The sequence below is a fragment of the Desemzia sp. FAM 23989 genome (assembly GCF_045528345.1).
In the GTDB taxonomy this organism is placed as follows: Bacteria; Bacillota; Bacilli; order Lactobacillales; family Carnobacteriaceae; genus Desemzia.
The window spans coordinates 18,311-30,651 of record NZ_JBGQQT010000005.1 but is presented as its reverse complement, the minus strand read 5'-3'; the positions used below and the strand labels follow the sequence as shown (position 1 = coordinate 30,651).

Below are 12,341 nucleotides of genomic sequence, written 5' to 3'. Positions count from 1 at the left end.
TCTCTCCTTGTTCTTGACTCTACCCTAAGCGACAGACTATCTTTCGGAGAATTTGCCTTCTTCACGAATGCGTTTGTTTAATTCTTCCAGATATAATTCTTCGTCTAGATCTTGTAAATTGATTTCTTTACCTGTCCAGCTTGAAAGGTGAATCGAATTTGCTAAGCGAACTCCGTTGATTCCGTCAGAACCTGGTGCCAATAGAGGTGCGCCATCTAAAATATTCGCTGCAAAGTTTTCCAATACGCCTGAATGTTGCTCTCCCCATGGACTATCAAATTCAATCGTTTCTTGAGTATACAATTCATCTGCCTTCAATTGACCCATAAAGAGCTTTTTAACGTCTTCCATATCCATGTTCTCGCTAAGTTCTTGCTCTGGTTTAACTAAGCGACTAACTGTAGCTGTTTTACTTCCATCTACCACGATTTTCCCTTGATCGCCTAAGATTTCAAAACGGTCAGTTCCAATAATATCATGTGTAGCTGTAACAAAAACTCCTGTTACTCCATCACCATAATCTACAACAGCAGTCACTTCATCTTCTACTACGATATCACGTTTGAAACCATATGCTACTTTTGAGTAAACTGATTTTGGAACTCCACAGATCCATTGCCATAGGTCTAATTGGTGAGGTGCTTGGTTCACTAAGACGCCTCCACCTTCTCCGCCCCATGTTGCTCTCCATTCGCTTTGATCGTAGTAAGGTTGAGGTCTCCACCAGTTTGTGATGATCCAGTTTGAACGACGGATTTTTCCGATTTCACCATTGTCCACAATCTCTTTGATTTTTTTGTATAATGGATTGTTGCGTTGGTTGAACATGATTCCAAATGTCAATTCTGGTTTAGTAGCTGCAAATTCATTTAACTCTTTTACTTGTTTCGTGTAAACTCCAGCAGGTTTTTCAACTAGTGCATGGATGTCGCGTTTTAAAGCTGCGATTCCCATTTCAGGGTGAAGGTAGTGCGGTACAGTTGTGATGATAGCATCTACTTTTCCGCTTTCCATCATTTCAATGTAATCTTCATAAAAAGGTACTTCAGGATATTCGCTTTCAACAACAGCTTTTTTTTCTGTATCAATATCACAGATAGCTGCGATTTCCATGTTTGGAACCATTCCATCTTTAATAAATTTTGCATACATACTACCTTGAGTCCCAAGACCGATAATACCTAATTTAACTTTTTTCGTCATTTTAGCTTCACCTATCCTTAATTATTTTCCATTATTTTCATTTTTCATATCCGATTACGTTTTATTTATATAGAGTAAATTCTCTATTTTATTATTAAGTAATCGGTTTCTATGAGTACTACCTTATTATAGCGTTTCCATTCTTGTTTTTCATTGTCTCCACCTGTACACTTTCTCTCTTAAAATTGACCGAAACCGCTTTCTGTTATTTTTGTGTTAAAGAATTTTCTTTATGTAACACTTTTTTACTGTAACTCGTTATTTTAATTGGAGATGAGTTACAAGAAAGGAGTGAGTGCATGGAAACTGAAATACAGTGGTGGACATCTGTGATAGAACTCGTTAGTAATATTGGTTTTCCAATATTTATTTCGCTGTTTTTACTGCAACGCATGGAAACAAAGCTGGATGACGTGGTAAAAGCACTACATGACTTAAGTACAGTAATCAAATCGACACCTTAATAACAAATGAAAAAGCAGTAGTGAAGAGTGTCTTCATTCTTCTCAGCTGCTTTTTCATTTTGGATTTTAGTGGTATGACTCTAGTTAGCAATTCAGTTTGTTTGTCAAAATTTGCCTGAGATGATTCAAAACTTTTCGTGACCAAAAAATCCTTTCTAGAAAAATCAAGAGAAAGGTTTCTGCTCTCATAGACGCGCTACGCAAAGCAGAACACACTACCACAACACCCAGACGAATGTTAGATAAAAAGACCTAACTTTCGCTTGGGTGTTGTGTACAGTGTTCTAAACGTTTTGCTTCGCGCTCTTAATTCTTAAATGAATGCAACGGAGCAGGAATTCTTCCACCTCTTTGGATGAATTCTTCCGATCCAAAGGGATTTACTGCCATTACGGGTGCTGTTCCTAGTAGGCCGCCTAATTCGATGCGATCGCCTACTTTGGAACCTGGTGCTGGAATAATGCGTACTGCAGTCGTTTTGTGATTGGACATTCCTATGGCTGCTTCATCAGCAATAATCGCAGACAGTGTTGCTGCGGATGTTTCACCAGGAACAGCAACCATGTCCAACCCTACCGAACAAATAGCGGTCATGGCTTCTAATTTTTCTACATTAAGAGCTCCTGCTTCAACAGCTTCTATCATAGCTTCATCTTCTGATACGGGAATGAATGCGCCAGACAATCCGCCTACATGGCCACAAGCCATCACGCCACCCTTTTTAACAGCATCATTCAATAAAGCCAAAGCCGCCGTAGTTCCATGAGTTCCGACTCTCTCTAAGCCCATTTCTTCTAATATGCGCCCAACGGAATCTCCAATGGCAGGTGTTGGAGCTAAAGATAAATCGACAATCCCAAAAGGTACGTCTAATCTTTCTGCAGCAACTTGCCCTACCAATTGACCCATCCGGGTAATTTTAAAAGCTGTCTTTTTGACCGTTTCAGCGATAACATCAAACGGTTCTCCTTTAACTTTTTCTAAAGCTCTTTTGACAACACCCGGTCCACTGATTCCTACGTTAATAACACAATCCGCTTCTCCTACTCCGTGAAAAGCACCTGCCATGAACGGATTATCTTCTACCGCATTGGCAAATACGACTAATTTAGCACAACCTAGTCCTTGAGTATCCGCAGTCAACTCAGCTGTTTCTTTAATGATCTCTCCCATATCACGAACGGCATCCATATTGATACCGGCTTTTGTAGAGCCGATATTAACAGATGAGCACACACGTTCTGTCTCAGCTAGTGCTCTAGGAATGGAACGAAGTAAAATTTCATCGCCTTTATGGTATCCTTTTTCTACTAAAGCAGAAAAGCCGCCGATAAAGTTTACATCAACTTCTTTTGCTGCAGCGTCCAACGTTTTAGCATACGCTACATAATCTTTATCTGCAGAAGCTCCCGCTACTAAAGAAATAGGAGTTACAGAAATTCGTTTGTTGATAATAGGAATCCCATATTCCATTTCTATAGCTTTCCCTACCTTGACCAAATCCTTAGCTTTAGTCGTGATTTTATCATAGATTTTTTGGCGTGCTTTCTCTCCATCCGAATCAATACAATCCAACAACGATATTCCCATTGTAATGGTTCGAATATCTAAATTTTCTTCTTCAATCATACGAACGGTTTCAAATATATTTGTGATTTCCATCTTATCGAAGGCTCCTTTTATAGTTTATGCATCGTATCAAATGTTTCTTGGCGCTGAATGCGTACCTTTACTCCTAATTCTTCCCCTTCTTTAGTTAGTTCCTCTTTGATTTGACTAAACTCTAGCTCACTAGCAGAAAGATCACACAATACCATCATAGTGAAATAGCCTTCCATAATCGTTTGAGAAATATCGTTGATATTAATCTGTAGTTCGCTCAGCTTTTTACTGACCCCAGCCACGATACCTACTTTATCTTGTCCTATAACTGTCACAATCGCTTTCATCTTTTTCCTCCTCATAAGAACCTTTCATTATATTGTACTATTCTACCATGTTTGTTTCTAAAGTTCAGTTACTTTCTTTGTCTTAATGTAGAAAGTAGAATAAGGTCTTCGATTCTGTTCTGATTTTTGTTATAATGAAGTTGATATAGGAATGGGTGTTTCTTTTTGTCGAATAGAAGGAATAAAACAACGGATATTTTCTAGCATAATGGATCAAGTCTTATTCATTAGAGGTGTTGATAAAATGGTTCGACTTTATATGAAAGAAGAATTTATATCAAAGCAAGAGAAAATTATCGTCAAAAACCATGCCGGTGAAGATATCTTCCTAGCTGTGGGGACATGGGGACGTGTTGGGGATTCTATTTCCCTATACGCTATGAACGGCTCCTTATTGGTCAAGGTAAAACAAGTGACTCTTTCCTTGATGCCACGATTTGATTTGTATGTAAGAGATGAAAAGATAGGTACCATCACAAAACACGTAGCTTTTTCCAAGACCTATTTTAAAATCAGCAAGTTAAATTGGATCATATCCGGAGACTTTGAACATGCACGCTATCAAGTTAAACAACATTCAAAAACCATTATGGAAATGGAAAAGAATTGCTTTGCTCGGGGAGATTTCTATACTTTAACCATTCCTGAACCGCACCACGCTCCTATTTGTGTTGTGGTGGCACTGATTGTAGATCATTATGCGAGAAAAAGAAAAAAAGATTTTGTACTCGTTAAAAAAAATAAACAGGCGGCTATTCGCCTCATCTAATATAGGGAAAAAGGGAAACGGAATAAAGATCCGCTTCCCTTTTTCATTCATCGACTTTTTTTACCATATGATCGTAAACATGACCTACGATTGTAACCTCAGATTCTTTTTGAAAACCTTGTTCTTCATATACTTTCCGAGCCTTATCATTTACCAAATCACAATTTAATGCAATCATTGGTTCTTCTGCTTCTTTAGCGATCTTAGGCAGCGAGGCCAACAATTCTGTAGCCACACCTTGCTTACGGAAATTGGCTTGAGTGAACACCATATCTATATACCATTCACCAGCTTTAGTTTCTTGGTCAAAAGACAAATTAATTTTTTGGTCATAGTTTTTTTCTCTTAATAATTCTTTGAAAGACCGATCAAGATTTCGTTCGTTTTCTCCTTTATATCCATAGATAAATCCGGCAACCGCATTATTGCGTTCGCAGACGATTCCCTTAGAATAGTGATAGCGAAAATCCTCTTGCAGCATACTCTCTCTCAGAATTTCTTTCAGTTCCGGTAATGGAATTTCAGTAACGAAAGGAGACTCCATGTCTTCCCATATGGCTATGATGCCATCAATCAAATTTTCTGTATCCTTCTTCTCAGCTTTGCGAATCATTTAATACACCTCATCTATTCCCTATATTCTCTTTCTAATATTACCTGAAAATTATTTTTCCGACAAATTTTATCCTGTTGGTTAATGCTCTAAAAGATAGTATACTTAAAGCGAACCAGCAAAGGGGGGAATTCTAATGTTCTTAGATATCACAGAGGCTGCACAAGAACGAATTCAAAAGGCTCAATCTGTTTCTCAAGGCAACTTAGCTGTTTTTTATGAATCAAAAGTAGGTTGTGAATGTGGGAATACAGGAATATTCACGCTGCAAATAAGACAAAATACTGATAAAGATATGGATGGTCTTCTTGAATCCAATTTAGGCGATCTTCCCATTCAAAAATGGAGCTTATCTTATTTAGATCAGGAAATGAAACTGGATTACAAAAAAGACAAAAATTCCTTAATTCTAAAAGGCGAAACAGGCCTGATCAACAATAACGTTATCATCACTGATCAAGAAGGCAAACAGATTCTTTAACTAGCTGCTAGACTTTTGAGACAATTTGCGTTACACTAAAAACACTTATTAATAGTAAGTTACCAATTTTGATGAAAGAAGGCCGTTTGTATGTATTTAAACATTACAGATTCAGCAAGAGAACGATTAGAGCTCATCCAAGAAAAGCACGAAGGAAAATGGGCTCTTTCTTATAATGATGTACCGGGTGGTTATGCTTGTGGCATTAGAGGCGCTTATTCTTTAAAACTTGTGACCTCAGACAACGAGGCATTAGACACACCAATTGACTCAAGTATTGGTGCAGTTTACACTCAAAGTTCTCATCTAGATGATTTAAACGAGAACCTGAAATTAGATTATAAAAAAGATAAAAACACACTTGTTCTAACAAGCGATGCTGGTATTATCAACTCCAATATTTCTGTTGTAGATGATAATGACACGAAGTTATATTAAAACAAATACAAATGAAAAAGCCTTCCACCCTTTAAAATGGGTAGAAGGCTTTTTCATTTATTTGATGTCTTCTTTTATTTTTTTAGCTACTTCTAGCGGCACACCAATACTGGTAATCTCTTCAATAGAGGCTTCGCGAATATTTTTGACGGATTTAAAGTGCGTCATGATTTTCTTTCTTCGCTTAGGACCTATTCCTTCGATTCGATCTAATCTTGAAGAGACACTGTTTTTACTACGAACTTTTCGATGAAAGGTGATCGCAAAACGGTGAACTTCATCTTGAACCCGTTGGACTAAATAAAAAGCTTGGCTGGTCGGTTCTAACGGAACAATTTGATGAGATTCGCCAAAAATAAGCGATGCTGTTCTATGTTTATTGTCTTTGACCATACCTGCCACAGGAATACTCAGTCCCAGTTCATTTTCCAGAACATCGATTGCTCCATTTACTTGGATTTTCCCCCCATCCATCAAAATCAGATCCGGCAAGGGTTTTCCCTCTTTTAATAAGCGAGTATATCTTCTGCGCACTACTTCTTGAGTGGTCGCCAATTCATTACTGCCGTTTACCGTTTTGATATTATATTTCCTGTACTGACTCTTATCAGGAGCTCCGTCCTTAAAAGAGATCATCGCTGATACGGGACTTGTTCCTTGAATATTGGAGTGGTCAAAAGCTTCGATCCGTTCGATATAAGGGATGCCCAAAGCTTGAGAAAGTTCTTTGATAGCCCCTACCGTCTTCTTATCATCCATTTCAATCAATTTAAATTTCTCATTGAGGGCGATCTCACTATTTTTGGTAGCTAGATCCAACATATCTTTTTTACGACCTTTAAAAGGACTGCGAACTGAAACTTGCAATACTTCTTCCAAGACAGCTGTGTCCATACCTTGCGGGACCAATATCTCTTTAGGAAGGATATGGTTCTTTTCTTCATAAAACTGCACGATATAAGAAGCCAGTTCTTCATCTGGTGTATCATAACAGGGAAAAATAGTGGCTTCTCGCTTGATCAATGTGGCTTGGCGAATAAAGAACGTTTGAATGGAAATCCACCCTTTATTCATATAGTAACTAAAGACATCTCTAGGCGTTGGGTCATTTGTAATGATGTTTTGTTTTTCTACTGTAGTTTCAATGTATTGAATTTGATTTCGATATTCAGCAGCACGTTCAAATTCAAGCTTGTCTGCCGCATCTTTCATTCGGCTCCGCAATACCTTTTTAACCTCTTTGACATCACCATTCAAGAATCGCTTGATGCGATTGACTTGCGACACATATTCTTCCTCGGGTACTTCATGGTCGCATGGACCAATACATTGCCCTATATGGTAATACAAACAAGCTCTTTTTTGGCGTCCATTGCATTTTCGCAGTGGATAAATTTTCTGAATCAGCTGCTGCGTTTCAGAAGCTGCATAAACATTCGGGTAAGGTCCAAAATAATGACCGCCGTCTTTTTTGACATCTGATGTAATGATCAATTGCGGATCCTTTTCGTTGGTAATTTTAAGATAAGGATAATTGGTTCCTTGTTTTAGTTTAATGTTGTATTTAGGTTGGTGTTTTTTGATCAAGGTAATTTCTAAAAGAAGAGATTCTTTTTCTGTTTTGGTAATAATCGTTTCAAAATCACGAATCTCTTGTACCAATAGTTGTGTTTTTCCTTCATGGCTGCCCTTGAAATAAGAACGAACACGATTCTTTAGGTTTTTAGCTTTGCCAATATAAATGATTTCTTGGTCTTTATTTTTCATTACATAGCACCCTGGTAAATCAGGCAGCAGTGTAAGTTTGTTATTGATGTGATCACTTACCATTTACGGAATTCTCCTATCTTTTATATTAATAGTAGTTTAGGGTTCTTTTCTGATTCGGTCAACTTTTTGTGATTAGAAAGGTGATGGTGTATTGGATTTTGTGGACAAGTTTTGAAAATGAGCTGTAAATTGTACACAAGTTGATGGATAACTCCATGCAGGGTTAGCACAGCTGGTCCACTTTGCTTCTTTTTTCAGTATATCAGTTTCTTAAGTAAACGAACTCCTATTTTGTACTATTTATTGAATATGATCGTGCGATATGCGGCATTTAACTACTATTATACTCAGATTTACCTTGCTGATTGTGCATTAAAGCGGTTCTACAACATCCAACGTTGGTAAGAAAAAAATAAATCCTAATCCTTTAAAAAACTCATTCCTAGAAATTTTCGGAGGAATATGAGGTTGCTTATAGCCATGAAAAAGGATGCAAAAAAAGGAAACACTGTGGGCGTACGCCCAAGTGTACCATGCTTGTAAGCTGCTGAAGCAGCAACAATCATGGCAATTACTGAGCGTTAGGCTTTAGCCGTTACGCTTAGTTTGTTCTCCACTACGCTACGCATACCATATCCGTACGTCGCTCACGCTCCAACGGCTACGGCAAAGCTTGCAAGCGTTGAGACGCGGTTTTAGGCTCAAGGCGTTCCCATGGCTTTCATAAGCAACCCCGTAGGCCGGAGAAAATTTCTTTACCAACGCTAGAAGATGAGTTAAAGCCAAATCGAAAAACAACGACAGAGTTGATCTCTGTCGTTGTTTAGGATAATAAGCTTAAATTATCTTTTAGATTGGGAGAATAGATACAAATTATTAAAGGTATTGTAGTCTGAATAGCCCACAAATACTTCACGATACACATATTTCTTTCCCAGTTTATGTTGCTCAGTGTTGATTTGTTGGTGAATATCTTGTGCAATTTCTTGATAAAGCGTCTCGATTGCAGAATCTTCTAATTCCCCATACTTTGCTTCCCAAGCTTCTAAGAAAATATCTTCATCTTTATCTTGGTAAAAATCTATATCTAAACTATTCTCCATTTGATCACCTGTTTGTTGGATTTTAATCAAGAATTTTAACTGTAATCGTTCTTCTTCCCCAGCTTAATGCTTGTTGAACTGTTGAGAAGTGAATGTCAATTTTGTTTCCTTTGATTGCTCCACCTGTATCGCCAGCGATGAAAACACCAAATCCTGGTATTTCAACTTTTGAACCTAATGGAATAACACTTGGATCCACCGCAATAACATTTGGATTTACTGTCAAATCAATTCCCATTGCTGTATGAGTACTTAAACCAGCTTGTTGTGTTGAATAGCCTGTGGCTGAAACAACCACTGTTTTACTACTTGAAGTCGTTTTTTCCGGTGTTGCTTGTGCTTCCGTTTTTGTTTCTGCTTGTTGTTCTGTTTTTGTTTCAGTTACTTCAGTTTCTTCTTTAACTGTTACATTCGTTGCAACAGGTGCAGTTTCTTCTTTTGCTGTCGTTTGTGTAGCGGCGATTTCAGCTTGTTTAGCTTCTTCTTTAGCTTTTTCAGCTAATGCTGCTTTTTCAGCTTCTTCTTTTGCTAGACGTTCTTCTTCAGCGATACGATTTTCTTCATTGGCTCTTTCTTCATCTAATTTATCTAAAAGAGCTTTATTTTCATCCATTGTTTCTTGTAAATCAGCTAATTCTGTGGCTAGTTCTTCTTTTTGTTGTTTAGCCAGTGAAGATTGCTCTTTCAATTCTGCAATTTTAGCTGCATGTTGTTCTTCCAGTTTTTCTAATTCCTCTGCTTCTTCTTGAGCTGAGGCAACTTGGTCATTTCCAGCTGATTGTAATGTGATTAATACGTATGCACGATTTAAGAAGTCTGTAACACTTTCAGCTTCAATTAAACTTAATACCGTGTTTTGGTTCACTTCATTTGTCTGGATCGTTTTAAGTCTGTCTTTGGCTTGATCTAAACGTTCTGAAACAACTTCTTCTTGTTTTTCAACAGCTTGTGCTGTTTCTTCAACAGTCACTTCCAAAGTAGTAATCTCTTCTTCTACTTTTTCAAGCTCTGTATTCTTTTTGTTTACTTCTTCCAATTTACTATTGATTTGGTTATCCAATAGTATCATTTCGCTTTGTTTAGATTGTTGTTGTGTTTTGATTTCTTCTAACGTAGCTGCTTCTCCGACTATTGGGCTGAACATTGAAATCATCATTCCAACAACTAAACAGAAACTTACGGTTCTCTTCTTCATAAGACAACGCCTTTCTAAATATGATTTTATTTATCTTTCAACTTTCCGGTTCCTTAATCCTTTTACATTATAACCAATAATACCGGCTGGTACATTTCTTTCACTTTACTTTTTATTACAATATGAATTTATAGTATAATGATTCTGTAACATTCTATAAGGAGGAATTACAATGCCAAAAAAGATTTATTATGCTAGTCCGCTTTTTTCAGAAATGGAATACACCTATAACGAATTTCTAGTCAATAAAATACGGGAACAATACCCCGATATTGAGATCTATTCTCCTCAAGAACAAGGTGATATCAACGATAAAAATACTTATGCCGATTCTATTGCGATTGCCAAATATGATACAGATGCTTTACTGGCCAGCGATCTTGTGGTAGCGGTTTTAGATGGTGCTTCAATTGATGTAGGTGTTGCCTCTGAAATCGGAGTAGCTTATCAAGCTGGAATCCCGATTATTGGATTATATAGTGATTCTCGTCAACAAGGGGCCACCAATAAGCAAAAGCTTGATGCCTTGCAACAGCCGGCAGAATCACAGTTTGCTTACATTAACTTGTACACTGTAGGATTGATAAAAATGAATGGAGCTATTGTTACAAATTCAGCGGACTTAATCCGCAGTATTCAGTCATATTTGTAATATAACCGACATTTTTCTAATCTTCTTCTTTTTTTGAACTCACTATAATCGTTCCGTTGTTAATTTTAGACAAAGAAACCTCATTCAAGTAAGATAAACTTATACTAAGTTTTCTTATAGAAATGAGGTTTTTTTATGTCAAATGAAAGAATTGGATTAATCGATATTGGTTCCAACACGGTTCGCTTAGTTATTTTTGAAACAGATGCATATTACAATATTAAAGAATTACAAAATATCAAAACTCCTGCTCGCTTATATCTCTACCTTTCAGAAGATAAAGTATTGAGTCAAGAAGGCATTGATAAATTAACGGAGATTATGCAAAGTTTTAAGAAAGTAGCCATTCAATATGAAGTAGACACTTTAATGCCGGTTGCTACAGCTGCTATTCGTCAATCCAAAAACCAACAAGAGATCTTAGAGCATATTAAAGAAGAAACAGGAATTAAAATCACCTTGTTGGCAGAAGAACAAGAAGCTTATTATGGAAATTACGCCGTTCTCCATTCCATCAATTCTAAAAATGGAATTACTATAGATATTGGTGGCGGGAGTACAGAGATCACATACTTTGAAAATAAAAAAATACTGCATTCCATTAGTTTTCCTTTTGGAGTGGTCACTTTGAAGGAGCTTTTTTTTGATGGTAAAGCTCATAATGATAGTAAAGCCATCAAAAATGCTAAAAAATTTATCGCAGAACAATTCAATTCGCTGCCTTGGATCCAAAACAAAGAAGTGCCTATCATCGCTATCGGCGGAAGTGCACGGAACATTGCCAATATCCATCAGCGAATGATCGAATACCCTATTGCAGGGGTTCATGCGTATCAAATGACACGAGATAATCTGCAAGATACTCTAAATATTTTAGAAAAATCGGACACTGATGAATTGAATGATTTAGATGGATTGAGTCGCGACCGTACCGATATTATTTTGCCGGCGAATTTGGTTTTTAATGCCCTGTTTGATGCAGTAGCTGCGTCTACTTTTATTTTTAGCAACAAAGGACTTCGTGAAGGTGTCGTAATGGAGTATTTGAATATTCATCACAACAATCCCTTCAGTCTGACCGAAATACGACAACAAACTGTTGGTCGTACTGCCCAGTCATATAATATTCCTCCGATGGTTGCTAGACAGCGCGTCTCCATTGCAGACAAATTGCTCTCTGTTCTTGAAAAAGAAGGCATTATCGAAGTGAATGATTATTGGGAAAACTATCTGCGTTCTAGTGCTTACCTTTACTATATCGGTAGTTACATCGACAACGATGCCCAATCACAAAATACGTTTTACATTCTTTCGAATAGTAATCTTCCTGGCTTAAATCACAAAGAACGAGTCATCCTGGCTCTGTTAGCCAGCTTTAAAAATAAATCGTTGTTGAAGCAATACACGAAAGAAATGGCCAATTGGTTTGATAAAGATGAATTAAATCTGCTCCAATATTTAGGCGGTATCATTAAATTCAGCGAAGCATTAAATGATTCTCATGTAAATGTCGTCAAAGATATCTCTCTAGAAAAAAAGGATTCGAACAATTATACCCTTCACATTGTGAATCAAGGAGACGTTTTAACGGAAGAATACCGTACCAATAGACAGAAAAAGCATTTGGAACGCATATTAGACGCAAACCTTGCTATTAAATTTACAGAATCTACACAATAGATAAGTATCATCAAGTTAATGGAA

At 37.2% G+C, this 12,341-nt stretch carries 13 protein-coding genes; 6 read left to right on the top strand and 7 right to left on the bottom strand.

Annotation, left to right across the window (positions count from 1 at the left end):
* Positions 1 to 36 precede the first annotated feature (36 nt).
* Positions 37 to 1,203 (bottom strand): Gfo/Idh/MocA family protein, encoded by a 1,167-nt coding sequence (locus ACEN36_RS04375; protein ID WP_407126027.1) that lies wholly within the window; start codon positions 1,201 to 1,203, stop codon positions 37 to 39.
* A 299-nt stretch (positions 1,204 to 1,502) separates the two neighbouring features.
* Between ACEN36_RS04375 and ACEN36_RS04370 the strand changes: the two genes are divergently transcribed.
* A complete protein-coding gene (locus ACEN36_RS04370; RefSeq protein WP_079650744.1) occupies positions 1,503 to 1,667 on the top strand; it encodes a YvrJ family protein in 165 nt (54 codons plus the stop codon).
* Positions 1,668 to 1,973: 306 nt separating this feature from the next.
* Here ACEN36_RS04370 and ACEN36_RS04365 read toward each other — a convergent pair whose 3' ends face one another.
* Positions 1,974 to 3,329 (bottom strand): PFL family protein, encoded by a 1,356-nt coding sequence (locus ACEN36_RS04365; RefSeq protein ID WP_407096097.1) that lies wholly within the window; start codon positions 3,327 to 3,329, stop codon positions 1,974 to 1,976.
* 17 nt (positions 3,330 to 3,346) lie between these two features.
* On the bottom strand, positions 3,347 to 3,616 hold the full coding sequence (locus ACEN36_RS04360) for an ACT domain-containing protein (protein ID WP_079650966.1): 270 nt from the start codon (positions 3,614 to 3,616) through the stop codon (positions 3,347 to 3,349).
* A 244-nt stretch (positions 3,617 to 3,860) separates the two neighbouring features.
* On the opposite strand from ACEN36_RS04360, the gene ACEN36_RS04355 reads away from it, so the two are divergent.
* Positions 3,861 to 4,385: an LURP-one-related/scramblase family protein gene (locus ACEN36_RS04355; RefSeq protein ID WP_407101932.1), complete on the top strand. Its 525-nt coding sequence runs from the start codon at positions 3,861 to 3,863 to the stop codon at positions 4,383 to 4,385.
* A 43-nt stretch (positions 4,386 to 4,428) separates the two neighbouring features.
* On the opposite strand, the gene ACEN36_RS04350 is transcribed toward ACEN36_RS04355, so the two are convergent.
* A complete protein-coding gene (locus tag ACEN36_RS04350; RefSeq protein WP_407126026.1) occupies positions 4,429 to 4,998 on the bottom strand; it encodes a GNAT family N-acetyltransferase in 570 nt (189 codons plus the stop codon).
* A 136-nt stretch (positions 4,999 to 5,134) separates the two neighbouring features.
* Here ACEN36_RS04350 and ACEN36_RS04345 point away from each other — a divergent pair, with 136 nt between their 5' ends.
* Together ACEN36_RS04345 and ACEN36_RS04340 are read left to right on the top strand one after the other, a co-directional pair.
* On the top strand, positions 5,135 to 5,479 hold the full coding sequence (locus tag ACEN36_RS04345) for an iron-sulfur cluster biosynthesis family protein (RefSeq protein WP_407096101.1): 345 nt from the start codon (positions 5,135 to 5,137) through the stop codon (positions 5,477 to 5,479).
* A gap of 90 nt (positions 5,480 to 5,569) precedes the next feature.
* Positions 5,570 to 5,917 (top strand): iron-sulfur cluster biosynthesis family protein, encoded by a 348-nt coding sequence (locus ACEN36_RS04340; RefSeq protein ID WP_079650779.1) that lies wholly within the window; start codon positions 5,570 to 5,572, stop codon positions 5,915 to 5,917.
* Positions 5,918 to 5,974: 57 nt separating this feature from the next.
* Here the strand turns inward: ACEN36_RS04340 and uvrC are convergent, their stop codons facing one another.
* The 3 genes from uvrC to ACEN36_RS04325 form a co-directional block, all read right to left on the bottom strand.
* Positions 5,975 to 7,747 carry an excinuclease ABC subunit UvrC gene (gene uvrC, locus ACEN36_RS04335; RefSeq protein ID WP_407101936.1) on the bottom strand — a complete coding sequence of 591 codons (1,773 nt, stop codon included), beginning with the start codon at positions 7,745 to 7,747 and terminating at the stop codon, positions 5,975 to 5,977.
* A gap of 782 nt (positions 7,748 to 8,529) precedes the next feature.
* Entirely contained in the window at positions 8,530 to 8,790 is a 261-nt protein-coding gene (locus tag ACEN36_RS04330; protein ID WP_079650619.1) for a hypothetical protein, read from the bottom strand.
* Positions 8,791 to 8,812: 22 nt separating this feature from the next.
* Entirely contained in the window at positions 8,813 to 9,985 is a 1,173-nt protein-coding gene (locus tag ACEN36_RS04325; RefSeq protein WP_407096104.1) for a 3D domain-containing protein, read from the bottom strand.
* A 172-nt stretch (positions 9,986 to 10,157) separates the two neighbouring features.
* Between ACEN36_RS04325 and ACEN36_RS04320 the strand changes: the two genes are divergently transcribed.
* Together ACEN36_RS04320 and ACEN36_RS04315 are read left to right on the top strand one after the other, a co-directional pair.
* The gene (locus ACEN36_RS04320; protein WP_407096105.1) at positions 10,158 to 10,637 is read left to right on the top strand and encodes a nucleoside 2-deoxyribosyltransferase; all 480 of its coding nucleotides are present in this window, start codon (positions 10,158 to 10,160) and stop codon (positions 10,635 to 10,637) included.
* 135 nt (positions 10,638 to 10,772) lie between these two features.
* On the top strand, positions 10,773 to 12,317 hold the full coding sequence (locus ACEN36_RS04315) for a Ppx/GppA family phosphatase (RefSeq protein ID WP_407126025.1): 1,545 nt from the start codon (positions 10,773 to 10,775) through the stop codon (positions 12,315 to 12,317).
* Positions 12,318 to 12,341 lie beyond the last annotated feature (24 nt).

Coding starts and splice junctions, on each gene's coding strand:
- ACEN36_RS04375 (WP_407126027.1), bottom strand. CDS start 1,203: ATGACGAAAAAAGTTAAATTAGGTATTATCGGTCTTGGGACTCAAGGT.
- ACEN36_RS04370 (WP_079650744.1), top strand. CDS start 1,503: ATGGAAACTGAAATACAGTGGTGGACATCTGTGATAGAACTCGTTAGT.
- ACEN36_RS04365 (WP_407096097.1), bottom strand. CDS start 3,329: ATGGAAATCACAAATATATTTGAAACCGTTCGTATGATTGAAGAAGAA.
- ACEN36_RS04360 (WP_079650966.1), bottom strand. CDS start 3,616: ATGAAAGCGATTGTGACAGTTATAGGACAAGATAAAGTAGGTATCGTG.
- ACEN36_RS04355 (WP_407101932.1), top strand. CDS start 3,861: ATGGTTCGACTTTATATGAAAGAAGAATTTATATCAAAGCAAGAGAAA.
- ACEN36_RS04350 (WP_407126026.1), bottom strand. CDS start 4,998: ATGATTCGCAAAGCTGAGAAGAAGGATACAGAAAATTTGATTGATGGC.
- ACEN36_RS04345 (WP_407096101.1), top strand. CDS start 5,135: ATGTTCTTAGATATCACAGAGGCTGCACAAGAACGAATTCAAAAGGCT.
- ACEN36_RS04340 (WP_079650779.1), top strand. CDS start 5,570: ATGTATTTAAACATTACAGATTCAGCAAGAGAACGATTAGAGCTCATC.
- uvrC (WP_407101936.1), bottom strand. CDS start 7,747: ATGGTAAGTGATCACATCAATAACAAACTTACACTGCTGCCTGATTTA.
- ACEN36_RS04330 (WP_079650619.1), bottom strand. CDS start 8,790: ATGGAGAATAGTTTAGATATAGATTTTTACCAAGATAAAGATGAAGAT.
- ACEN36_RS04325 (WP_407096104.1), bottom strand. CDS start 9,985: ATGAAGAAGAGAACCGTAAGTTTCTGTTTAGTTGTTGGAATGATGATT.
- ACEN36_RS04320 (WP_407096105.1), top strand. CDS start 10,158: ATGCCAAAAAAGATTTATTATGCTAGTCCGCTTTTTTCAGAAATGGAA.
- ACEN36_RS04315 (WP_407126025.1), top strand. CDS start 10,773: ATGTCAAATGAAAGAATTGGATTAATCGATATTGGTTCCAACACGGTT.